Here is a 23,029-nt window from a genome sequence, read left to right as displayed (position 1 = left end):
CAATATCCGGGAATGGGGCATCGGGAATCGGGAATGGCAGAAGCGGAGCGAGGCGTTTCATGCTCTTGACGTTCCGATTCCCCATTCCCAGCCTCAAAACGGCATCTTGAAGCCGGCCGGCAGGTTCATGCCGGCGGTGACGCCGCCGAGGCGATCCTTGCTGACCTGGGCCACCTTGTTCACCGCGTCGTTGATCGCGGCGGCGACCAGGTCTTCGGCCATTTCGGGATCGTCGGCGAAGGTCTGCCGGTCGATCTGCACGCGGCGGACTTCGTGGGCGCCGGTCATCACCACGCTGACCAGGCCGCCGCCGGCGCTGCCGGTGACTTCCAGTTTGGCGATTTCCTCCTGCGCGCGCTTCATGTCTTCCTGCATGCGCTGGGCCTGCTGCATCAGCTGACCGATCTGTCCTCTCATCACCTGGCTCCGGATTCGTTGTCAAAGGGCTTGATGGATTGCGGCACCACGCGTGCGCCGAAATCGCGCTTCAGCGTCTGCACCAGCGGATCGTCCTCGATCGCCTGCTCGGCAGCGGCCTGTGCGCTGTTGCGTGCCTGCGCGGCGCGAGCCGCGGGGGTCTGCGCGGCGGCGGCCTGGTTCTGGCTCACGAAACGCAGCTTGATGCGCTCGCCCAGCGCGTTGCCGATGCGCTCCTCCATCTGGCTGACCATCGGCTCGACCGCCATGCTCATGTGTGCCGGTTGCAGGGCCAGCACCAGGGTCTGGCCGTCGCGTTCACGCAGGATGGCGTTCTGCGCCAGCACGCTGAACGGGCCGCGCAGGCCGGCGCGCTCGATCAGCGATTCCCAATCGGGCAGGCCATCGGCGTCGCGTGTCACGGGAACGGCTGCCGCGGGCGCGGGCGCAGCGGCTACCGGTGGAGCAGAAACTTCCACTGCACGTGCCGGCGTCGCGGAAGCACGCGCAGGCGCGGGCGGGCGCGGCGCGGCGGCTTGACTGCTCGCCGGTCGCTCGACGCGCGCCGACGGCGCGCCGTCGCCGGGACGGAACGCCAGCATGCGCAGCAGGGCCATCTCGAAACCGGTGCGCGCATCCGGTGCCAGCGCGAGATCACGCCGGCCCGAGGTGGCGATCTGGTAGTACAGCTGCACGTCTTCGGGCGCGATGCGTTCGGCCAGCGACGCCAGCTCGCCGTCGTCCTCGCTGGCTTCGTCGGGGCGATAGCCGGGGATCAGCTGAATCAGTTGCAGGCGGTGCAGCACGCTGGCGATGTCGTCCAGCACGCCGCCGAAATCCGGCGAATACGACGCGATCTGCCGGCACTCGACCAGCAGCCGCTCGCCATCGCCGGCGGCCAGCGCATCGAGCACGCCCAGCACCTGTCCGCGCGCCACGCTGCCCAGCATGGTGCGCACGTCGTCGGCATGCAACGCACCGCCGCCGTAGGCAATCGCCTGATCCAACAAGGACAGGCCATCGCGCAGCGAACCGTCGGCGGCGCGCGCCAGCTCACCGATCGCGCTGTCGTCGTAGCTGATGTTCTCGGCGCCCAGGATGTGCCGCATCTGGCCGGAGATCTGCTCCGGCAGCAGCCGCTTCAGGTTGAACTTCAGGCAGCGCGACAGCACCGTGACCGGCAGCTTCTGCGGGTCGGTGGTGGCAAGCAGGAACTTCACGTGCGGCGGCGGTTCTTCCAGCGTCTTCAGCAACGCGTTGAACGCGTTCTTCGACAGCATGTGCACCTCGTCGACCAGGTACACCTTGAAGCGGCCGCGCGACGGCGCGTACTGGGCGTTCTCGATCACCTCGCGCACGTCGTCCACGCCGGTGTTGCTGGCCGCATCGATCTCCAGCAGGTCGACGAAGCGCCCCTCGTCCACCGCCACGCAGACCGAGCACTCGCCGCATGGATCGGCCGACTGGCCGCGCTCGCAGTTCAGCGACTTGGCGAAGATGCGCGCGATGGTGGTCTTGCCGACGCCGCGGGTGCCGGTGAACAGGTACGCGTGGTGCATGCGGCCGGTATCAAGCGCGTTGGTCAGCGCACGCACCACGTGTTCCTGCCCGACCAGTTCGGCGAACTTGCGCGGACGCCACTTGCGGGCGAGTACTTGATAGGACATGGCTACCAACGTTGGGGCAAAGACCGATTGTGCCAAGTCGGGGCGGCCAAGTCAGTAACGGCACGCCCGAAATGGCGGCGGCCCCGCCAGCCACACCCCGGCACCCGAATCATTCGCTACCGTTGCTTCCTTCCGGACCTGGCGGAGTTTGCGAACTATCGTCGCGGGGGGACCGACGGGGCCACCATGGACGTCAACCGATATCGCTTGGTTGTCTTGCTGTTGCGCCAGCCCGTCAAGGCTGTCGCACTACTCGAATTCTGGCGGAGAGAGCGGGATTGCTCGGCCCATCCTGGACCTCACCCCTCGCTCCGCGAGGGGCCAGCCTGCGGCTGTCCAAATTCGTTCCAGACGAATTTGTCGAACCTCAGCCTGCGTCGTACGGTTTCACTCACTGGCGGAGAGAGCGGGATTCGAACCCGCGATAGGTTTTACCCTATACACACTTTCCAGGCGTGCTCCTTCAACCACTCGGACACCTCTCCGCATGGGTGAAACCGCCTCTGCCAGGCATGCGTTGCCCGACAAAGAAGCGGAAGGATAGCCGCAGGCTCGGATACAGGCAAGCGACCAGGTCGCTCAGCCAGCATCAGCGCGAGGCGCAGAAGGCGGCGCCAGCGCAACACGCTCGCCCGTGGCAGCCACACGATAACCACGGGCGGCCAGTGCGGCGCCGTCGCCGGTGCTGCCGTAGTGGTAGAGAATCATCTGCCGGCGCAGTGCCCGGGGGTATTCGCGTTCGATGTCGTCGATGCCGGTATGCGAGGGGTTGCCGACCAGGCTGCAGTCATGGGCGATCAGTGCCGCACCACCGGCATGGCGCGTCAGCACTTCGGGGATCGGCCGGGTGTCGCCGGTATAGGCGAAGCAGTCATCCAGGGCGAGTCCGTACGAGGTTCCCGGCACGTGGTGGCGGGTGGCGAACACGTCGAACCACAAACCGTCCAGCCAGAATCCGCGCGTGCACGGGATCAGCCGGAAGGCTTCCCAGAAGTTCACGCCGCCCTCGGCCAGCACCCCGGGATAATCGGCCACCCGCGCCTGCAACCAGGGCATCAGGCCGGCATGCAGGAAGAGGCGGGTGTTGCCGCGCAGGTGTTCGTCGAACCACAACTTGATGAACAGTCGCTCGAGCCCGGCGACGTGATCCATGTGGGTGTGCGTGATGAAGATGGCCGACGGCAGCGCGTCGTAGGTCGCCATGTAGCGGTCCAGCGTGTCGGGGCCGCAATCGATCAGCAGCAGGGGCACACCATCGCGCTCGAGCACCGCCGCGGAGGAGCCGAGCTCCGCCGCGTGCGCCGCGCCCACGCCGAGAAAATTCAGATGCCAGTTCATGGATTGAGCGTACGCCCGTAGCGATACAGCAGGGGTTGCCAGAGGGTTTCCTCGAACGCCGCTTCGCCCGCGGCAGCAGCGCCCAGCTTGAGCAGCGAACGGCGCAGGCGTTGCAGATTGGCCTGTTGCCAGCTTTCGGCGGGAATGCGCATGCGTCCGCGATCGAAGTCGATCAGGTACAGCTGCTCCGGCGTCACCAGCACATTGTGCGCATTGAGATCGGCGTGGCAGACGCCGGCGCGGTGAAAGCGTGCCACCAGCGCGCCGACTTCTTCGGCCAGTTCGCCGTCCATCCGCCCGCTTGCCAGGCATTCGGCCAGGGTCTGCGCGTCGGCGATGCGGCGGGTGATCAGGTCGGCGCTGTAGAACAGACCATGCCGGCGATAGCGCGCGGCCACCACGGCCGGGCCTGGCAACTCCAGTCGGGCGATCTCGGCCAGCAGGCGGAATTCCGCAAACGGACGGCTGCGCGCGGCGCCCGTCCACAGGTAGCGATCACCCATCAGTGCCGCCACCAGGCCACCGCGGCGATAATGCCGCAGCACGCACTCGCCGATCGGCGTGGTGATGATCGCGACGCCACCGCGGCCACCCGACTGCGTCCGCAACGCACCGCGCTCGCCCCAGTAATCCGCGGCGAACCATTCATGCCCGACTTGTGACGACACCGTCGCGTCGAACAGAATCGCGCCTTCGGCATCGTTGTGGGTTCGTTCCTGCATCATCATGCCCGGTGAATGCCCAAGATTCTAACCCAGGCCCCATGACCCCGAACCCGACACCCGCCTCGATCTGCCTGCTGCGCACCTCCGCCATCGGCGATGTCACCCACGTGGTGCCGCTGCTGCGCACCCTGCAGCAGGCATGGCCGGACACGTCGCTGACGTGGATCGTGGGCAAGCTCGAACGCAAGCTGGTCGGCGACCTGCCCGGCGTGGAGTTCGTCACCTTCGACAAGGCCGCCGGCTGGGCCGGCATGCGCGCGGTGCACGCAGCGCTGCGCGGACGGCGCTTCGATGCCCTGCTGCAGATGCAGGTGGCGATGCGCTCGAACCTGCTGAGCCTGGGCATCTGCGCCGATCGCCGCGTCGGCTATGACCGCGCGCGTTCGAAGGATCTGCACGGGCTGGTCATCAACGAGCGCATCCCTGCGCGCAGTGGCGAACACGTGCTCGATGCGATCGGCAGTTTCTGCGAGCCGCTCGGCCTGAAGCAGATCCGGGTGCGCTGGGACATACCGATCCCGGACGAGGCGCATGCGTGGGCCGCCGAACAGCTGCCCGGCGACGTGCCCACCCTGCTGGTCAGTCCCACCTCCAGTCACGCGCTGCGCAACTGGCGGCCGGAGCGCTACGCGGCGGTCATGGATCATGCCGCCACCCGTGGCTGGCGCGTGGCGCTGATCGGCGGGCCCTCCGCCGGCGAACGGGCGATGGCCGATGCGGTGCTGGCGGCCTGCCAGCGCCCGCCGCTCGACCTCACCGGCAAGGACACGCTGAAGAAGCTGCTGGCGATGCTGGGCCGGGCGCAGCTGCTGCTGACTCCCGACTCCGGCCCGATGCACATGGCCAACGCGGCGGGCACGAAGGTGCTGGGCCTGCACGCCGCGAGCAATCCGGATCGCTCCGGACCGTACTCCGACCGCCGCTGGTGCGTGAACAAATACGACGAGGCGGCGCACAAGTATCTGGGCAAGCCGGCCAGCGAGCTTCCCTGGGGCAGCAAGATCGAGAAGCCCGGCGTGATGGACCTGATCAGCGTCGACGACGTGGTCGAACGCTACGAGGCTGCGGCGCGCGATACCGGGCTTTTGTAGGCATTACACCGCGCGGTAATCCTGGTACGACTTTTCCTCGACCAGTTGCGAGCCGAGCTTGAGATTGATCTCGCGCTTGAACGCGGCCCGTTCGTCGTTGCGGAAATACACCGCGCGCGCCAGCTCGATGAACTCCTGGTCGAACGCCTGGGCGCGCTCCTTCAGGCGGATCCTGTCCTCGATGTCCCACAGCAGCTCGTTCACCGCCAGCAGGCGGGCGCGCTCGTCCGAGATATCGGTTTGCGAGGCGGCATCGTTGGCCCAGGTGGCATTGAGCAGGTCCAGCTCGTTGCGCACGTTGGCCAGTTTCGCCTCGTCGGCGATGCGGCGCGACTTGATTTCGAGGATGGTGATCTTGTCGATCAGTTCGCCGTAGGACACCGGGGTCTGGATCAGGCTCATGAGATGTATTTCCTGGAAAGTCGAATCAGTGGCCGGCGCGGAACGCGCCATCCCGCACGAGTGCGCAGACCGCGCGAATGTCGCCGTCCATCGCGCGGTCGCGATGCATGAAGCCGATCTGCCCGCGCAACGTCGCATGGGCTTCGCGCACGCTGGCGCCGGCGTGGAAATCGCCCGCACCGGCCAGTGCCGCGGCCAGTTGCTGCACCTCGGCGACGAACTGCGGATGATGCGGCTGGTCTTCGCGTGGCGCGTTGGCGATCTTCGCCGCCAGCGCCTGCCAGCCCCCGCGCGTGGCCAGCCGGCGGGCCGCGTTGAGCATCTCCTGGCGGTAGTCCAGCGCCTGTGCCGCGGTGTACAGCTCCAGGGCCAGCACGTGACCGAGGTCTTCCATCATCTCCAGCACGTGGCGCGCCTCGTTGGCGCCCATCGAGACGTGGTCCTCGGCATTCGCGCTGGTCGGCACCGAGTACACGCTGGCCGGATGCGCCCGGGTGGCCAGGTCGTTGACCAGCGCCGCCGCGGTGTACTGCACGATCATGAAACCGGAATCGGTGCCATCCTCGTTGCCGGTGAGGAAGGCCGGCAAGCCATCATTCGTGGCCGGGTCGACCAGCTTGTTGAGCCGGCGCTCGGAGATCGATGCCAGCACCGGGATCGCCGCCTTCACGTAGCTCATCGCCAGCGCCAGCGGCATGCCGTGGAAGTGGCCGGCCGAGATCACCTGCTCCTCGATGAACTGCGCGTCGTCGTTGTCGGGGAAGATCAGCGGATTGTCGGTGACCGAGTTCAGTTCGATGTCGAACACCCGGCACGCCTGCGCCCACGCATCGCGCACCGCGCCATGCACCTGCGGCATGCAGCGCAGGCTGTAGGCATCCTGTGGCTGGTGTTTCTTGCCGCCCTTGAACGGCAGGAAGCGGCTGTAGAACGCCTCGCGACCGTGGCGCTGGTTGGCCGGCACCCAGTCCCAGCCGATGTCGAAGCTGAGCGCCTGGTCGTCCGCTTCGCTCCACGCCTCGGCAGTCCACGACTTGAAGCGCGGCACCAGGTGATACGGAATGTCGAGCAGGGTCGAGCCGGCCAGCCGCTCGCGCACGCGCGCCGCCACGTCCACCTGCCCCGGATGCGGGCGCAGGGCGTGCACTTCGGGGCGCAGCGCGCCGCTGCGGCCGGCGAACGCGTCGAGTGTCATCGCCGCCGCCACGTCGGCCGTATCCAGCAAGGCCTCCAGCGTGTCCAGCGCCAGCGCGCCGGTGGCCAGCATCTGCGCGGTGCCGTTGTTGAGCGCCAGGCCTTCCTTGAACGACAGGCGGATCGGCTGGAGTCCGGCGCGCTTCAGCGCCTCGCCACCGCTCATCCGCTCGCCGCGATGGAACGCCTCGCCGCCGCCCAGCAGCACGATCGCCAGATGCGACAGCGGCGCCAGGTCGCCGCTGGCGCCCACCGAACCCTTCTCCGGCACCACCGGCACCACGCCGGCATTGAGCATCGCGGTCAACGCTTCGAGCGTGCTGACGCGGATGCCCGAGTGCCCGCGCATCAAGGTGTTGATGCGGATCAGCAACATCGCCCGCACCACGTCCTCGCCAAAGGGCTTACCCACGCAAACCGCGTGGGTGATGATCAGGTTGTGCTGCAGTTCCTCCATCAGCGTGCCCTCCGGCGCGCCGGCGTGGCTGACCGGCAGCTCGTCGCGCACGCGGTGCGCGCCCAGCAGTTTGTCGGCGTTGCTGCCGAAGCCGGTGGTGACGCCGTAGGTCGGCTCCCCGCAGCTGACCTTTTCGGCGAGGAAATCCGCGGCGCGCTGCACGCGTGCGAGCTGCGCCTGATCCAGCGCCACCGACGCCCCCTGCCGCGCCACCGCCACCAGCTGCGCACGCGTCAGGCTGCTGCCGTCGAGAAGAATCGTCTTGCTCACTGAAAAATGCTCCGCATTTGTTGCGCCATTCCCGCGAAGGCGGAAATCCATACTTTCCGTTACCTGACACTCATAACGATGAGCGCCCGTGCTACAGCAAATCTTCCCAGAGATCCCGCCACTGCGGATTGCCTGCTTCAACTAACTCCAGCTTCCACGCGCGATTCCACCGCTTGAGCTGCGTCTCGCGCGTGATCGCCGACGGAAAGTCGGGATGGAACTCAAACCACACCAGCTGCTTCACGCCGTAACGCCTGGTGAAACCTTCAACCACACCGTCCCGGTGTTCCCACACACGCAGCCTGAGGTTTCCCGTCACGCCGATGTAGAGCGTGCCGCGTTCGCCGCTGGCCATGATGTAGACGGCCGGTTGCCTGGGAGTCATCCATGTCTCCGTGAAGTTTGTTTTCTCGCCGTCATTCCCGCGAAAGCGGGAATCCATTTTGACTTCGTCGCAACACCAAGGTGGATTCCCGCTTTCGCGGGAACGACGGCTGTGGAAGATGATGCTTTGCGTCAACCCGCAACACCATCAACCCATCGCCGCGGCTTGCTCCAGCTCCACGCGCAGCGTCTTGATCAGCTCGCTGCGCGCCACTTCGAACTGGTCCTCGCGGCGCAGGTCCTTGACCGTGACCACGCCCTTGGCGATTTCGTCTTCGCCCAGCACGATCACGAAGCGGATGCCGGCGCGGTCGGCGTACTTGAACTGCTTGCCCAGCTTGCCGCCTTCCAGCACCACCTCGGTGGCGATGCCGGCGCCGCGCAGTTCGCCGGCCAGCGCCAGGTAGGCGGGCAGCTGCGCTTCGTCCATCTGGGTCACCAGCACGTCGACCGTGCTCTTGGCCGTGTCGATCAGGCCGGCGTCGCGCAGCTGCCAGTAGAGCCGGGTCAGGCCGATCGAGATGCCCACGCCGGGCAGGTGCGACTTGGTGTACTGGCCGGCCAGGTTCTCGTAGCGACCGCCGGAACAGATCGAGCCGATCTGCGGGTGATCGTTCAATGTCGTTTCGTAGACCGTGCCGGTGTAGTAGTCGAGGCCGCGGGCGATCGACAGGTTCAGCGCGTACGCGCTTTCGGGCACGCCGAACGCATGGATCAGGTTCAGCACCTCCTTCAGCTCGGCGCGGCCCTGCTCCATCGCCTCCGGGCCGGGGCCCAGCGCATCGAGCTTGTCCAGCGCGTCCTGCAGCGAGGTGGAGCGCACCTGCACGAAGGCGAGGATCTTCGCCGTCACCTCGGCGTCGAGGCCGAAGGCGGCGCCGGTCAGCGTGTCGCGCACGTAGTCGGCGCCGCGCTTGTCCAGCTTGTCCACCTCGCGCAGCACCAACATCTGCTGCTCGGCGTCGAGCACGCCCAGGCTTTCGAAGTAGCCGCGCATCAGCTTGCGGTTGTTCATGTGGATGGTGAACGGGCCGATGTCCAGCTCGCGGAACACGCTGTGGATCACCGCTGGAATCTCGGCGTCATAGCGCACCGACAGCGCGTCCTTGCCGATCACGTCGATGTCGCACTGGTAGAACTCGCGGAAGCGCCCGCGCTGGGCCCGCTCGCCGCGGTACACCTTCTGCATCTGGTAGCGACGGAACGGGAAGCTCAGGTCGCGCTCGTGCTCGGCCACGTAACGCGCCAACGGCACGGTGAGGTCGAAGCGCAGCGCCAGCTCCGGCATGCCTTCGTCGACCTTGCCGGCCGCGTTGAGCGCGCCGGTGGACTGCACGAAATAGACCTGGCGCTCGGTCTCGCCGCCGGTCTTGGTCAGCAGCACGTCGGAGAACTCGATGACCGGGGTTTCGATGGCCAGGAAGCCGAAACGCTCGTAATTGCGGCGGATCACGTCGAGCATGCGCTGGAATGCGATCTGGTCGAGCGGCAGCAGCTCGAGCACGCCGGGCATGGTGCGGGCCGGGGTAAGCGCCATGGAATCCTCTACTGACAGGGTGGACATTCCGTCGCGCGGGGCCGCGCGACGGCAGCCGTCAAGATTAACAGAACGCCAGCAGCCTTCCCCAGCGTCGTGGCCAGGCCGATCGCGCAAACCTGTTGCCAAGCTCCCGATCCGCGATTAAGATACGCGGCTTCCCACGGGGTGTAGCTCAGCCTGGTAGAGCGCTACGTTCGGGACGTAGAAGTCGCAGGTTCGAATCCTGTCACCCCGACCAAAATTCGATGAAAAAGCCGGCCTGAGGCCGGCTTTTTTATTTGGCCTCGCCGCCGGCCTCAGGCCGGCTTTTTTATTTGGCCTCGCCGCCGGCCTCAGGCCGGTTTTTTTATTTGCCTCTCCGCCGGCCCGGTCAGCCCGGCACCGGCGACAGCGCCGCCAGGCGATCCAGTTCCTCTTCCAGGAAGCCCGCCTCCAGCCGAGCCGGCCGGTTGAACGGGCCGCGCAGGGTCGCACCCATGTAGTCGCGCAGCAGGACGAAAAAGGTGTCGATCGGATCGACGCCGTCGCGCTCGCAGCAGTGCCGGTACCAGCGGGTGCCGGCGGCGACGTGGGCCACTTCCTCGCGCAGGATCACTTCCAGAATCGCCGCGGTGCGCTCGTCGCCCAGCTTGCGCAGGCGCTCGATCATGCCGGGCGTGACGTCCAGTCCGCGCGCCTCCAGTACGCGGGGCACCAGCGCCATCCGGGCGGTATCGTGCGCGGCGGTCTTCTCGGCCATCGCCCACAGGCCGTCGTGCGCGTCGAAGTCGCCGTAGGCATGGCCCAGCTCGGCCAGCCGTGCCGCAAGCATGGCGAAGTGCCGGGCCTCGTCATGGGCGCAACTGGCCCAGTCGCGGTAATAGTCGGCGGGCTTGCCGCGATAGCGGTAGACCGCGTCCCAGGCCAGGTTGATCGCGTTGAACTCGATGTGCGCCACCGCATGCACCAGCGCGGCCCGCCCTTCGGCGCTGCCCAGCCCGCGCTGCGGCACCTGGCGTGCATTGACCAGTTGCGGCTTCGCCGGGCGGCCGGGCGCGCCGATCGGCTCCGGTGGCGGCGAGTCGGGATCGGCACGCAACTCGCCGGCGAGAAAGGCTTGCCAGGTCTCGTGGGTCAGGCGCAGCTTCTCGGCCGGGTCGGTGGCGTCGAGGCAGCGCCTGGCAGCAGCGTGGAGATCAGTCACGAGGCACGGATTCAGACGACGCGCCGTGCCGCCTTGGCGTCGTCCGAGCGCAGCATCTCGATCTGCTCCAGGTAACGCTGGTCGAGGCCGGTGACGTACTCGCCAGAGAAGCAGGAGGTGTCGAACTGCTGCAGGTTCTCGTTGCCGTCCTGCACCGCCCAGATCAGGTCCTTCAGGTCCTGGTAGATCAGCCAGTCGGCGCCCAGCACCCGCTCCACTTCCTGCTCCGTGTGTCCGGCGGCGACCAGCTCCGAGGTGGACGGCATGTCGATGCCGTAGACGTTCGGGTAACGCACCGGCGGCGCGGCGGAGGCGAAATAGACGTTCTTGGCGCCGGCGTCGCGGGCCATCTGGATGATCTGCTTCGAGGTCGTGCCACGCACGATCGAGTCATCCACCAGCAGCACGTTCTTCTTGCGGAACTCCAGGTCGATCGCGTTGAGCTTGCGGCGCACCGATTTCACCCGCTCGCCCTGCCCCGGCATGATGAAGGTGCGGCCGATGTAGCGGTTCTTGACGAAGCCCTCGCGGAACGGCACGCCGAGCGCGCCGGCCAGCGCGCTGGCCGCGGTGCGCGCGGTGTCGGGAATCGGGATCACCGCGTCGATGCCGTGATCCGGGCGCAGGCGCAGGATCTTCTCGGCCAGCTTCTCGCCCATGCGCAGGCGCGCCTTGTACACCGAGACGTCCTCGATCATCGAGTCGGGCCGCGCCAGGTACACGTATTCGAAGATGCACGGCGTATGCGTCGCGCCCTCGGCGCAGCGGCGACTGTGCAACTGGCCGTCGTCGGTGATGATCACCGCCTCGCCCGGCGCCACGTCGCGAATGCGCCTGAAGCCCAGGATGTCCAGGGCCACCGACTCCGAGGCCACCGCGTACTCACGGCCTTCCCCGGTGACCCGCTCGCCCAGCACCAGCGGGCGGATGCCGTTGGGGTCGCGGAACGCGATCAGGCCGTAGCCCAGCAGCAGCGCGATGCAGGCATAACCGCCGCGGGCCCGCGCATGCACGCCGGCCACCGCCTTGAAGATGTGGTCCGGCGTCAACGCCATGCGATCCTGGATCTGCAGCTCGTGCGCCAGCACGTTCAGCAGCACCTCGGAGTCGGATTCGGTGTTGATGTGGCGGCGATCGCCCTCGAACATCTCGCGGCGCAGCGCGTCGGTGTTGACCAGGTTGCCGTTGTGGGCAAACGCGATGCCGTAGGGCGAATTCACGTAGAACGGCTGCGCCTCGGACGAACCTTCCGAGCCGGCAGTGGGGTAACGGCAGTGACCGATGCCGATGCGCCCGCGCAGGCCCGCCATCGCGCTCTGCCCGAACACGTCGCGGACCAGGCCGTTGCCCTTGTGCAGGCGCAGCCGCGAGCCATCCACGGTGGCGATGCCGGCAGCGTCCTGGCCGCGGTGCTGCAGCACCGTCAGTCCGTCATAAAGTGCCGATGCCACTTCGGTGGTACCGACAATGCCGATGATTCCGCACATGGTTGTTGCCTGCTTCGGGAGATGTGTTCAGAAATTCCGGGGCGGCGCGGCCGAGCTGGCTGCGGCCGGCGATGCCGGATGGATGGAGGTCGCCGCCGGGGCGGGTGACGCGCCGGATATGGAGGCTGGCAGGGTCGCGGGCAAGCCGGACAGGCGATCGAGCACGGTTGGCGGATGGATGTAGTCGCGCACGCCGGGCGGCACCTGCTGGCCCAGCCATGCGGCCACGTGCTGGAACTGCGGCAGCAGCACGGACTGCTGCCACCACGGGTCGCGGGTGAATGCGGTGAAGCCGATCAGGAACACCAGCAGGGTCACCAGCAGCACGCCACGCACCAGGCCGAACAGCATGCCGAGCAGGCGGTCGGTACCGGACAGTCCGGTGCTTTCGACCAGCCGGCTGATCACGAAGCGCAGCAGCGCACCCAGAATCAGCACGGCGACGAAGCACAGGCCGTAACCCACGATGATCCGCGCCGAAGGCAGCTCGATCACGTGCTCGAAATGTCGGGCCACCGCCGGGCCGAAACTCCACGCCACCCAGAACGCGGCGATCCAGATCACCAGCGCCAGCACCTCGGAAACCAGCCCGCGCCAAAGACCGACCAGAACGGACAGGGCCAGCACGCCAAGGATGATGTAGTCGGTCCAGTTCATGGGTTCGCCAGCTTGCCGCTGAACTCAGGGCACCGGGACGACGTTGCCGTCGATGCCCAGCTTCGCCTTGATCTGGTCGTGCAGGCGCTGCGCGTCGGCGCGCTGGGTCTGCGGACCGGCACGCACGCGCCACAACTGCTTGCCGCTGGCCTGCACCGAATCGACGAAGCTGTCGAAACCGTTCGCACGCAGCTTGTCGCGCAGTGCGATCGCGTCGGCCTGGGCGCTGACCGCCGCCAGCTGGACCGCCCAGCCGCCGGCCCTGGCGGACTCGCGGGCCACGGGTGCGCTGGCCGGAGCGCTGTCGCGACTGGCGTCCTGTTCCAGCCGCGCCGGCACGCCGGGGATCGACTGGGTGATCTTCAGCCGGGCCGCCTCGGCCGCGGCACGCGTCTCGAACGGTCCGGCGGTGACCAGGGTGCGCGGCTTGCCGGCCTGGGTGATCGCCTGGCCGCTGACCGGATAGCCCAAGGCGCGCACGCGGCGTTCGAGGCTGGCCGCGCCGGCGGCGCTGGCGTAGGCGCTGAGGTTGAGCGTGTAGTTGCCACGACCGACCGCGGCAGGTGTCGGCGCGGGCTTCGGGGTGGCCGCCACCGGCTTGGCCGGTTCGACGGAGGCGGGCGGCTTGCTCGCCGCCGGCGGGGTCGTCGTCACCGGATTGTTACGCTGCGGAATCACCGGCTGGCTGGGCGACGCGCCCGAACCGATCGTCACCGTGGTCGGCGGCGGCGCCTGGCCGGCCTGCGGATCGGTCTCCACATCGCGCGGACGACTGGAGCCGATATTCACCGTGGCCAGCCGGTCGCCCGATCCGGGCGTCACCGTTTCGGCGGGTGGCGCGACCGTGCCCGAGGCACTGGCGGCGTCAGGCGCAAGGCTCATGGTGCGGGTCTGCAGGTCGCGATCGGGTGCCGGTGGAATCGCCAGGCTGACGGCCTGGTCGCCACCGGGGGCTGGCGGCGTACTGGAAAAGAACATCGGCACGAACAGAACCGCCAAGGCAATCAGGACGGCGGCTCCCAGCAGGCGTGTTTTCAAGTTATCGCTCCAGGACGGCAAAGGCAGTGCACAACGCGGCGATTATACCTGCCGCGGGCAACGGTCATCCGGCGTCGACGATGCCCGCCATGGCCGCGTGTTCAGCCAGCACCGCCGTGGCCACGAAAAACGAGCCGAACGCGAGGATGCAGTCGCCCGCTTTCGCGGCGGCACGCGCCGCCTGCAACGCCGCCGCCACGTTGGGGTGCGTCGTGCACGAGGCCTGCGGCAGGGTCTGTCGCAGGATGGTGCCCAGCGCGTCGACGCTCATGCCGCGCGCACTGTCCTGGTCCAGTCCGGCCAGGTGCCAGTGATCGACACGGTCGCCGAGCGCCGCGATCACCCCCGCGGCATCCTTGTCGGCGAGCGCGCCGTAGACGGCACGCACTGTGCTCGACGGTCGCGCGTCCAGCCATTCGGCCAGGGCGCGGGCGGCCTGCGGGTTGTGCCCGACATCCACCATGATCGGAACCTCGCCGCTGATCAGCTGCAGTCGCGCCGGCACACGCGCCTCGTGCAGGCCCACGCTGATCGCGGCAAAGAACGCGCTGGGCGTCAGCCTCTCGTCGCCCAGGGCGTGCAGCGCGGCAATCGCCGCCGCCGCGTTCGCGTACTGCACCGGTGCGGACAGGGCCGGATCGGGCAGTTCCATCGCACTGCCGTCGCGGTGGCGCCAGCGCCAGCCGTCCGCATGGCGCTCGACGTTGAAATCGATGCCGGCCCGCTCGACCCGGGCGCCGCAGGCTTCCAGTGCGGCGAGCAGACCCGCTGGCGGGTCCAGCTCGCCCACGATCGCCGGGCGCCCGGCCCGCGCGATGCCGGCCTTCTCGCGGCCGATGCTGTCGCGATCCGGGCCGAGCCAGTCCATGTGGTCCAGGTCGATCGTGGTGATGATCGCCGCGTCGGCGTCGATGATGTTGACCGCATCCAGCCGTCCGCCCAGTCCCACTTCCAGCACGGCCACATCGAGCCCGGCCCGCGCGAACAGGTCCAGCGCGGCCAGCGTGCCGAACTCGAAATAGGTCAGCGGGATGCTGCCCCGCGCGGCCTCGATGCGCTCGAACGAGGCGATCAGCACCGCATCATCGGCATCCACCCCGTCGATGCGCACGCGCTCGTTGTAGGCCAGCAGGTGTGGCGAGGTGAATGCCCCCACGCGGCGGCCCGCGGCGCGAAGCATCGCCTCCAGCAAGGCCACCGTGGAACCCTTGCCATTGGTGCCGGCGACGGTGATCACCTGTCGCGCCGGCGCCGGTGCGCCCATCCGCTGCCACACCTCGCGGACCCGTTCGAGGCCCAGCTCGATGCTGTGGACGTTGACGCGTTCCTGGTACGCCAGCCATTCGGCGAGTGTGCGGCTCATGCGGTGACTTTGTGCTGGGGAGTGGCAGCGTTCGCGCCGGTGCGCGAACGGTAGGCACGAAGTCTAGGGCAACGCTCAGCCAAACGGACGAATGCCGCTGTAGTGCAAGGCCATGTACAGGGCGAACGCGCTCCACAGGGTCTTCCTCAGCGCCCTGCCCACAAACAGCGCAGCCATCAGGCCGAGCAGCAGGGGTAGGTATCTGTCGAGCGTGCCGCGGGTTTCGGGAATGACGTTCATGGATGCTCTCCGGCACCACCGTGGTGCGGGAGCATGATCGAACGGACACGCCACCGGCCACAGTCGCCACCGTCAAGCATCGCCGGTGACAATCGTCACGACGCAGGCCTCACAGCGGTGCGCGCCGCAGCCGCAAGGCATTGCTGACCACCGACACCGAACTGAGGCTCATCGCCAGCGCCGCGATCATCGGCGACAGCGTGATGCCGAACCACGGATACAGCACGCCGGCAGCCAGCGGCACGCCCACCGCGTTATAGACGAAGGCGAAGAACAGGTTCTGGTGGATGTTGCCCACGGTGGCCTGCGACAGCTTGCGCGCCCGCACGATCGCGCCCAGCTCACCCCTGACCAGGGTCACCGAGGCGCTCTCCATCGCCACGTCGGTGCCGCCGCCCATCGCGATGCCGACGTCGGAAGCGGCCAGCGCCGGCGCGTCGTTGATGCCGTCGCCGGCCATCGCCACGCGGCGGCCTTCGGCCTTGAGCCGGTTCACCACGGCGGCCTTGTCGGCCGGCGAGACGTCCGCATGCACCTCGTCGATGCCCAGCGTGCGCGCCACTGACTGCGCGGTGGTGGCGTTGTCGCCGGTGAGCATCACGATGCGCAGGCCGGCCGCGTGCAGTGCCTGGATGGCCGCGGGCGTGTCAGGCTTGATGCGGTCGGCCACCGCCAGCAGCGCGGCGAGGGTGCCGTCGACGGCGAGGAACATCACCGTGGCGCCGTGTTGACGCAGTTGTTCCGCGCGAGCGTTGGCATCGTCGCTGATGGCGGCACGCGACTCGGCCATCAGCCTGGCATTGCCCAGCGCCACCGTGCGGCCCTCCACCATCGCGCTGACGCCCATGCCGGTCAGCGAGCGGAACGCCGTGGCCGCCAGTACCGCCACGCCTTCGGCATCGGCGGCAGTAACGATCGCGCGGGCCAGCGGATGCTCGCTCGGCCGCTCCAGCGCAGCAGCCAGCGCCAGCAAGTGTTCGCGTGGCTGGTTGCCGAGGACCACCAGTTCGGTCAGTGCCGGCTTGCCCTCGGTCAGCGTGCCGGTCTTGTCCACCACCAGGGTGTCGATGTCGCGCAGGGATTCGATCGCGCCGGCGTCCTTGAACAGCACGCCGTGCTGCGCACCACGCCCGCTGGCGACCATGATCGAGATCGGCGTGGCCAGGCCCAGCGCGCAGGGACAGGCGATGATCAGCACCGACACGGCCGCGATCAGTGCATGCGCCAGGCGCGGTTCCGGCCCCGTCATCGCCCACACGGCGAAGGCCAGCACGGCCGCCACGACCACCGCCGGCACGAACCACGCGGCGACCTTGTCGGCCACGCGCTGCAACGGCGCGCGGCTGCGCTGCGCGGCCGCCACCAGCGCCACGATCTGCGCCAGCAGGGTTTCGCCGCCGACTTTCTGCGCGCGCATGGTCAGCGCGCCATCCTGGTTCACGGTGCCGCCGGTGATCGCATCATCCTTCGCCTTGACCACCGGCATCGGTTCGCCGGTGAGCATCGATTCGTCGACGTGGCTCTGGCCGTCGATCACCACACCATCGACCGGCACCTTCTCGCCGGGACGCACGCGCAGCACGTCGCCGGCCTGCACTTGCTCCAGCGGCACGTCGGCCTCGCTGCCATCGGCGGCAATCCGCCGCGCGATCTTCGGCGCCAGCCCCAGCAGCGCCTTGAGCGCCGCGCCGGTGTGCCGCCGCGCGCGCAGTTCCAGGAAATCGCCCAGCGTGACCAGGGTGACGATCACCGCCGCCGATTCGAAGTACACCGCGACGCGGCCATGCATGTCGCGGAAACCGTCGGGGAAGATTCCCGGCAGCGCGAACGCGACCGCGCTGTACAACCACGCCACACCGGTACCCAACGCGATCAGCGTGTACATGTTCGGCGACCACGGCCTGCGGACTCTCCCTTCCGTCACTGCCGAACCGCGTTGCTTTGCAACCCTGTGGGCCGGGACGGCTTGACCGTGGCGCTGCGTCATCGCTCGGTCGCGTATCGACATACGCTCCCTCGTTCTTCCTTGCGCCTCGGCCAAGCCGCCTCCGGCGCGATCCGGCAGTGACGGAAGGGAGAGTCCGAGCGAGCGCCAGCCACGCCCGAAGAACGGCGCGCCGCCCCACAGCACCACGACGCTGGCCAGCACCGCCTCGACCCAGCCAGCCACGCCAGCCCACGGCGCGGGCAGATGCCAGCCGAACAGATGTGGCCCCATCGCCAGCGCAAACACCGGCAAAGTCAGCGCCACCAGCCACCAGAAACGCCGCGTCATCGCCCGCAGTTCGCCGCCATCGTCCTCGTCCAGCGAGGGCATCATCGGCTCCAGCGCCATGCCGCATTTCGGGCAATGGCCGGGGCCGACCTGCTGCACTTCCGGATGCATCGGGCAGGTGTAGACCGTGCCGGCTGGCGCGGCCGGCGCGGGCTGGCGTTCGCCCAGGTACTTGGCCGGATCGGCCACGAACTTCTCGCGGCAGCGCGCGGAGCAGAAGTGGTACGGATGACCGTCGTGTTCGGCGCGGTGCTGCGCGGTGTGCGGGTCCACACTCATGCCGCAGACCGGGTCCTTCACCAGGTGTGCGCCATGCGCATCACCGTGCGCGGCGTGGTCATGCTCGTGCGTGGCAGTCGCGACCAGATAGCGCGCCGGCCCCGCCTCGAACTTCGCCTTGCAGCCACCGCAGCAGAAATGGAAGGTCTGCCCGTCGTGCACGGACTGATGCCTCGACGTGGCCGGATCAACCGTCATGCCGCAGACCGGGTCGGTCGCCGTCGAAGGCGTGTTGTCGCTGTCGTGGCAGCACGCCTGCGCGTTCATGCCGCCACCTCGTCGTCGCTCAGCGCGCGCAGGATCGGACACTGCTCCGGCTTGCCGTGTCCGGGGCACGAGGCCACCAGTTGCGCCAGTCCATCGCGCACGCGCTGCAGTTCGGCGATGCGCTGCTCGATGGCCGCCAGCCGCTTTTCCGCCCGCCGCTTCACCGCCTTCACCCCGCGCTGGCGATCCGCCGACAGCGCCAGCAATTCGCGGATCTCCTCCAGCGTGAAGCCGAGATCCTTGGCACGGCGGATGAAGCGCAGCTGCGCCACCGTGGCCTCGCCGTAACTGCGATAGCCGGAAGCGCGCCGTTCGGGTTCGGGCAGCAGGCCTTCGCGCTCGTAATAACGGATCGTGTCGATCGCCACGCCGACGCGCCTGGCGACAGCACCGATGGTCAGGGAGGGAGCTTTGGTATCCATGCGGGCAAGTCTAGACCATGGATCAAGGTCAAGAGTCAAGCAGCCGATGCGCGCCCTTCTCCAACGCGCGCCCACCCGCGCAACAACGCGCCATCAAGATGAACGCAAGCCACGGGTCTGAACAAAGCCGTGGCGCTTCCGTCACCTGCCCTCCCGTGTACTTGTCCACGGCGATTCCCCTGCCACCACGGTCCACATCGGAATCCGCAAGGAGAACTCATGAACAACGAACACGACATCAAGACCCTCAACAGCCTGATCGAAACTACCCTGGACAGCGCCGACGGTTACGCCGAAGCGGCCAAGGATGCGAAAAGCGAACCGCTGGTCTCGCTGTTCCGCGCGCGCTCCGGCGAGCGCCGCACCGCGGCGTCGGCCCTGCAGAACTGCGTGCGTTCGCTGGGCGGCAAGCCCGAGGATGACGGCACCGTGCTGGCCTCGGCCCACCGGATGTTCGTCAACCTGCGCACCAGCCTCACCAAGGCCGACAACAAGGCGGTGGTCGACGAGGTCGAACGCGGCGAGGATCACATCAAGGCGAAATTCGAGGACGCGATGAAGGACGACGAGATCTCGCCCCATACGCTGTCCGTGATCGCCGACGTCTATACCTCCGTCCGCAGCGGCCATGACCAGATGCGGGACATCAAGCAGGCGTTCCACGCCAGCTGATCACGCCAGTTGGACGACTCGCCATCCGGCGACGAACGAAGGGCACCTCACGGTGCCCTTCTTCTTTGCGCATGTGCCATCCGCAGCCGCCAGCCGACATTTCTTCCACATCGAAGGCGGCAAGCTGACCACCATGCTTGGCGATTTCCTCTCGACCTGGACGGCGGGTCCGTGGGCGCGGCTTGGACTGGCGCTGGCGGCCGGCCTGGTGCTTGCCCTGCTCGTTCGCGTCGCGGCCTACGCCGCGCTGGATCGCGTGGCGACACGGCAACCGGTGCTGTCGGACATCCTGCGCCGCGCCAGCGGCCCGATGGAGTGGGTGTTGCCCCTGCTGGCCTTCGCGATCTGCCTGCGCAGCTGGCCGGCCAGCGCCTCGCCGCTGTTCGCCCTGCTGCAGCATCTTTCGCTGATCGCCCTGCTGGGCGCATGTACCTGGCTGGTGGTGCGTTGCATCGGCGCGTTCGAGGATGCCGCGATCCGCAATCATCCGATGGACGTGGCCGACAACCTGCAGGCGCGCCGCGTGGTGACCCAGGTACGCGTGCTCGGGCGCACCGCCGACGTCATCGTGATCATCCTTGGCGCCGCGATCATCCTGATGACCATTCCCGGCGTGCGCCAGCTCGGCACCAGCCTGCTCGCCTCGGCCGGCGTGGCGGGCCTGGCGATCGGCCTGGCCGCCAAACCGGTGCTGAGCAACCTGATCGCCGGCCTGCAGATCGCCCTGACCCAGCCGATCCGGCTCGACGACGTGGTGATCATCGAAGGCGAATGGGGCCGCATCGAGGAGATCACCGGCACCTACGTGGTGGTGCGCATCTGGGACGAGCGGCGGCTGGTGGTGCCGCTGAACTGGTTCATCGAGAACCCGTTCCAGAACTGGACCCGGCAGAGCGCGCAGCTGATCGGCACGGTGTATCTCAAGCTCGACTACCGCACGCCGCTGGCGCCGCTGCGCGAGGAACTGGCGCGGCTGTGCGACCAGTCGGAACTGTGGGATCGCCGCGTCTGCATCCTGCAGGTGACCGACACCGACGAACACGCCATGCAGCTGCGCGCCCTGGTCAGCACCTCGGATTCCGGTCGTGGCTGGGACTTGCGCTGCCTGGTGCGCGAAGGCCTGATCGCCTTCATCCAGGCCAATTACCCCGACGCCTTGCCGCGCTGGCGCGGCGAACTCAGTCGCGGCGGGCCGGCTCCGGACCCGCACGATCCTGCCGTACCACCCGCGCAGCACAGCCCTTCGCCCGAGGATGAAGGACCGCGGCGTCCGCACAACGACGACGCTGGCGCCACGCCGCTCCGGGCGTGACCGCGTGACGCCCTAGAGCTTTCGCAACGACCGGCGCAGGCCGGCCAGCGCCGCAGAAATGTCCGCCGCGTCGATCACGCCGTAGCCGAAGGTCACCGCCGGCTCGATGTTGCGTGTCATCGCGTAGTCGGCGGTGGCTTCCGCCCCGGCGGCGGCACGCAACACCACCGGCATGAGCTTCGACGCCTGCGCCGGGTCGCGCAGACGCGCGGCCAGATGCAGACCCGCTTCGGAGGGGATCGGCTGCAACCATTCACCGAGCCCGCGCTGCAGGCCGTCGAGCAAGGCCTCGCGTCGCGCGGCGTAGATCGGCCGCATGTGGCGCACGTGCCGCGCCAGGTGGCCGTCGCGGATGAAGGCGGCCAGCGCGGCCTGGGTGACGCTGTCGCAATGCGAGTCGACGCAGTGCTTGACCGTGACCAGCCCGTTGCGCGCCCACGCCGGCGCCACCACGAAGCCCTTGCGCAGCGAGGGGAACATGCTCTTGGAGAAGGTGCCGACGTAGAACACCAGGGCGTCGCGATCCAGCGTCTGCAGGGCATCCAGCGGGCGACCGCCGAAACGGAATTCGCCGTCGTAGTCGTCTTCGACGATGACGGCGTGGTGGCGGCGTGCGAAGTCGAGCAAGGCCGCGCGACGGCGCAGCGACATCGCCACGCCGGTGGGCGACTGGTGCGACGGGGTGACGCTGATGATGCGCACGTCCTCGGGCAGGCGCTCGACGCACAGACCTTCGTCATCCACCGGCAACGGCACCAGCTGCGCGCCGGCGGCGGCGAACGCGGCGCGCACCGGCGGGTAGCCCGGCTCCTCCACCGCCACCTTCGTCTGTCCCGGCGTGACCAACAGGCGGGCGATCAGGTCGAACGCCTGCTGCGCGCCGGAGGTGACGATCACGTCGTCGGCGCTGCAGGCCACCGCGCGGGCAAACGCCACGTGCTGCGCGATCGCCTCGCGCAAGGCGGGGATGCCTTGCGACGGCGCATAGGCGAACGATTCGCGCGCGCTCCTGCGCAGCGTCTGCGCCATCAGCCGGCGCCAGACCTCGTGCGGGAAATGGCGATGATCGGGAATGCCGAGACGGAAATTGCGCTCGGGCAGGCTGCGCGCCGGCGACGGCTGCAGGAACGGCGTGCGCCACGCCGGCGCAAAACGTGATGCGTCCACGCCCGCGCGCGCCGGCTTCGGCCGGCGCCGCGCGAATTCGGCGACCTGCGGCCGGGCGCCCTGGCGCGGCACCACATAGCCCTCGGCAATCAGCAGGTCGTAGGCGGCGACCACCGTATTGCGCGCCACGCCCAGCGCCTCGGCCACCTTGCGCGTGGCCGGCAACGCGGCGTGCGGCGGCAGGCGGCCATCCAGGATCGCCGCGCGCAATTGCTGGTGCAGCGCCTGCGTGAGCGTGCCTGCGCCGCGCGGCAGCTGCACGGGGAACGGGAAAACTGGCTCCATCGAATCTCTCCCGAATGGATCAATCAAGGGTCCAGATTATGCCTAGAGTCTGCACCGCATGGCGGGCGCCGCCCGCCCCAAGCGAGGCCAGACCATGACGAAAGCCATCTGCGAAACCTGCGGCACCCAGTACCCGGACACTCCCGCGCATTGCGCCGTCTGCGAGGATGAGCGCCAGTACGTCGGCGCGCACGGCCAGACGTGGACGACGCACAAGGCGCTGAAAGCCACCCACACACTGCGCATGCAGGACGAAGCCGGCGTGCTCGGCATCGGCCTGGCGCCGGATTTCGCGATCAACCAGCGCGCGCTGTACCTGCCCACCGACGCGGGCAACATCCTGTGGGAAGCGCTGAGCCTGGTCACCGACGAAGCCGTCGCCGCGTTGGAGGCGCGCGGTGGCGTGGACCTGATCGCGATCTCGCATCCGCATTTCTACGCCTCGATGCTGGAGTGGAGCGAGGCGCTCGGCAACGTGCCGATCTTGCTGCACGAGGCGGACCGCGACTGGGTACGCCGGCCCTCGCCGAACGTGCAGTTCTGGCGCGGCGATGCGTACCGCCTGTCCGATGCGGTGACCCTGATCCGCAGCGGCGGCCATTTCCCCGGCAGCACGGCGCTGCACTGGAAGGACGGACCGCGGCCCGGCGGCGCGCTGTTTTCCGGCGACGCGCCGCACGTGGTGAGCAACCGTCGCCACGTCTCGTTCATGCGCAGCTATCCGAACTTCACGCCGATGCCGCCCGAGGCCGTCCGCGGCATGCAGGCACGCCTGGCCGGCTACGCGTTCGAGGACGTCTACGGCTTCACCTGGGGCCGCAACATCATCGGCGGTGGCCGCGCCGCGGTGGATGCCTCGTTCCAAATCTACCTTTCCGCCATCGCCGCCTGAGCCAC

21 protein-coding genes, 2 tRNA genes and 1 other RNA gene are annotated in these 23,029 nt (G+C 68.3%); 5 read left to right on the top strand and 19 right to left on the bottom strand.

Annotation, left to right across the window (positions count from 1 at the left end):
• Positions 1–93 precede the first annotated feature (93 nt).
• From ABNK63_RS07135 to ABNK63_RS07110, 6 genes are all read right to left on the bottom strand, one after another.
• A complete protein-coding gene (locus ABNK63_RS07135) occupies positions 94–417 on the bottom strand; it encodes a YbaB/EbfC family nucleoid-associated protein (RefSeq protein ID WP_040672683.1) in 324 nt (107 codons plus the stop codon).
• Complete coding sequence (gene dnaX, locus ABNK63_RS07130) at positions 417–2,084, bottom strand: DNA polymerase III subunit gamma/tau (RefSeq protein WP_007805156.1); 1,668 nt, start codon at positions 2,082–2,084, stop codon at positions 417–419. The genes ABNK63_RS07135 and dnaX overlap by 1 nt, the downstream gene beginning before the upstream one ends.
• Positions 2,085–2,165: 81 nt before the next feature.
• Positions 2,166–2,262: signal recognition particle sRNA small type (ffs, locus tag ABNK63_RS07125), an RNA gene on the bottom strand.
• Between the two features lie 217 nt (positions 2,263–2,479).
• Positions 2,480–2,569 (bottom strand) — tRNA-Ser (locus tag ABNK63_RS07120).
• 94 nt (positions 2,570–2,663) lie between these two features.
• Positions 2,664–3,422 carry an MBL fold metallo-hydrolase gene (locus ABNK63_RS07115; RefSeq protein ID WP_350017045.1) on the bottom strand — a complete coding sequence of 253 codons (759 nt, stop codon included), beginning with the start codon at positions 3,420–3,422 and terminating at the stop codon, positions 2,664–2,666.
• Positions 3,419–4,150: a 3-deoxy-D-manno-octulosonic acid kinase gene (locus tag ABNK63_RS07110; RefSeq protein WP_350017044.1), complete on the bottom strand. Its 732-nt coding sequence runs from the start codon at positions 4,148–4,150 to the stop codon at positions 3,419–3,421. Before ABNK63_RS07110 ends, ABNK63_RS07115 begins: the two co-directional genes overlap by 4 nt.
• Positions 4,151–4,185: 35 nt before the next feature.
• Here ABNK63_RS07110 and ABNK63_RS07105 point away from each other — a divergent pair, with 35 nt between their 5' ends.
• Positions 4,186–5,238 (top strand): glycosyltransferase family 9 protein, encoded by a 1,053-nt coding sequence (locus ABNK63_RS07105; RefSeq protein ID WP_350017043.1) that lies wholly within the window; start codon positions 4,186–4,188, stop codon positions 5,236–5,238.
• Positions 5,239–5,241: 3 nt separating this feature from the next.
• Here the strand turns inward: ABNK63_RS07105 and ABNK63_RS07100 are convergent, their stop codons facing one another.
• From ABNK63_RS07100 to hisS, 4 genes are all read right to left on the bottom strand, one after another.
• Positions 5,242–5,640 carry a DUF6165 family protein gene (locus tag ABNK63_RS07100; RefSeq protein ID WP_007805148.1) on the bottom strand — a complete coding sequence of 133 codons (399 nt, stop codon included), beginning with the start codon at positions 5,638–5,640 and terminating at the stop codon, positions 5,242–5,244.
• A 25-nt stretch (positions 5,641–5,665) separates the two neighbouring features.
• Entirely contained in the window at positions 5,666–7,612 is a 1,947-nt protein-coding gene (locus tag ABNK63_RS07095; RefSeq protein WP_350017042.1) for an aromatic amino acid lyase, read from the bottom strand.
• Positions 7,613–7,652: 40 nt separating this feature from the next.
• Positions 7,653–8,003 carry a GIY-YIG nuclease family protein gene (locus ABNK63_RS07090; protein ID WP_350017041.1) on the bottom strand — a complete coding sequence of 117 codons (351 nt, stop codon included), beginning with the start codon at positions 8,001–8,003 and terminating at the stop codon, positions 7,653–7,655.
• Positions 8,004–8,093: 90 nt separating this feature from the next.
• Positions 8,094–9,482, bottom strand: coding sequence for a histidine--tRNA ligase (gene hisS, locus ABNK63_RS07085; protein WP_007805145.1), 1,389 nt, complete (start codon positions 9,480–9,482; stop codon positions 8,094–8,096).
• 164 nt (positions 9,483–9,646) lie between these two features.
• Between hisS and ABNK63_RS07080 the strand changes: the two genes are divergently transcribed.
• A tRNA-Pro gene (locus ABNK63_RS07080) sits at positions 9,647–9,723 on the top strand.
• Between the two features lie 132 nt (positions 9,724–9,855).
• Here ABNK63_RS07080 and ABNK63_RS07075 read toward each other — a convergent pair.
• The 8 genes from ABNK63_RS07075 to ABNK63_RS07040 form a co-directional block, all read right to left on the bottom strand.
• Positions 9,856–10,668 carry a ferritin-like domain-containing protein gene (locus ABNK63_RS07075; RefSeq protein ID WP_007805143.1) on the bottom strand — a complete coding sequence of 271 codons (813 nt, stop codon included), beginning with the start codon at positions 10,666–10,668 and terminating at the stop codon, positions 9,856–9,858.
• A gap of 11 nt (positions 10,669–10,679) precedes the next feature.
• Positions 10,680–12,155 (bottom strand): amidophosphoribosyltransferase, encoded by a 1,476-nt coding sequence (gene purF / locus ABNK63_RS07070; RefSeq protein WP_007805141.1) that lies wholly within the window; start codon positions 12,153–12,155, stop codon positions 10,680–10,682.
• 27 nt (positions 12,156–12,182) lie between these two features.
• Positions 12,183–12,812 (bottom strand): CvpA family protein, encoded by a 630-nt coding sequence (locus ABNK63_RS07065; RefSeq protein WP_007805140.1) that lies wholly within the window; start codon positions 12,810–12,812, stop codon positions 12,183–12,185.
• A 24-nt stretch (positions 12,813–12,836) separates the two neighbouring features.
• Positions 12,837–13,850 (bottom strand): SPOR domain-containing protein, encoded by a 1,014-nt coding sequence (locus ABNK63_RS07060; RefSeq protein WP_007805139.1) that lies wholly within the window; start codon positions 13,848–13,850, stop codon positions 12,837–12,839.
• 64 nt (positions 13,851–13,914) lie between these two features.
• Positions 13,915–15,213 carry a bifunctional tetrahydrofolate synthase/dihydrofolate synthase gene (folC, locus tag ABNK63_RS07055; RefSeq protein ID WP_350017040.1) on the bottom strand — a complete coding sequence of 433 codons (1,299 nt, stop codon included), beginning with the start codon at positions 15,211–15,213 and terminating at the stop codon, positions 13,915–13,917.
• 75 nt (positions 15,214–15,288) lie between these two features.
• On the bottom strand, positions 15,289–15,453 hold the full coding sequence (locus ABNK63_RS07050; RefSeq protein ID WP_193385045.1) for a hypothetical protein: 165 nt from the start codon (positions 15,451–15,453) through the stop codon (positions 15,289–15,291).
• Positions 15,454–15,562: 109 nt separating this feature from the next.
• Positions 15,563–18,274 carry a heavy metal translocating P-type ATPase gene (locus ABNK63_RS07045; protein ID WP_350017039.1) on the bottom strand — a complete coding sequence of 904 codons (2,712 nt, stop codon included), beginning with the start codon at positions 18,272–18,274 and terminating at the stop codon, positions 15,563–15,565.
• The gene (locus ABNK63_RS07040; RefSeq protein ID WP_350017038.1) at positions 18,271–18,696 is read right to left on the bottom strand and encodes a heavy metal-responsive transcriptional regulator; all 426 of its coding nucleotides are present in this window, start codon (positions 18,694–18,696) and stop codon (positions 18,271–18,273) included. Before ABNK63_RS07040 ends, ABNK63_RS07045 begins: the two co-directional genes overlap by 4 nt.
• A 219-nt stretch (positions 18,697–18,915) precedes the next feature.
• Here ABNK63_RS07040 and ABNK63_RS07035 point away from each other — a divergent pair, with 219 nt between their 5' ends.
• Positions 18,916–19,368 carry a PA2169 family four-helix-bundle protein gene (locus tag ABNK63_RS07035; RefSeq protein ID WP_007805135.1) on the top strand — a complete coding sequence of 151 codons (453 nt, stop codon included), beginning with the start codon at positions 18,916–18,918 and terminating at the stop codon, positions 19,366–19,368.
• Positions 19,369–19,420: 52 nt separating this feature from the next.
• Entirely contained in the window at positions 19,421–20,680 is a 1,260-nt protein-coding gene (locus ABNK63_RS07030; RefSeq protein WP_350017037.1) for a mechanosensitive ion channel domain-containing protein, read from the top strand.
• A 12-nt stretch (positions 20,681–20,692) separates the two neighbouring features.
• Here ABNK63_RS07030 and ABNK63_RS07025 read toward each other — a convergent pair whose 3' ends face one another.
• Positions 20,693–22,132, bottom strand: coding sequence for a PLP-dependent aminotransferase family protein (locus tag ABNK63_RS07025; protein WP_350017036.1), 1,440 nt, complete (start codon positions 22,130–22,132; stop codon positions 20,693–20,695).
• A 94-nt stretch (positions 22,133–22,226) separates the two neighbouring features.
• Between ABNK63_RS07025 and ABNK63_RS07020 the strand changes: the two genes are divergently transcribed.
• A complete protein-coding gene (locus tag ABNK63_RS07020) occupies positions 22,227–23,024 on the top strand; it encodes an MBL fold metallo-hydrolase (protein WP_350017035.1) in 798 nt (265 codons plus the stop codon).
• Positions 23,025–23,029 lie beyond the last annotated feature (5 nt).

The organism is Rhodanobacter sp. IGA1.0 (genome assembly GCF_040208325.1).
Classification (GTDB): Bacteria; Pseudomonadota; Gammaproteobacteria; order Xanthomonadales; family Rhodanobacteraceae; genus Rhodanobacter; species Rhodanobacter spathiphylli.
The sequence above is the reverse complement of the archived record's forward strand: the minus strand, read 5'-3'. Positions and strand labels throughout refer to the sequence as shown.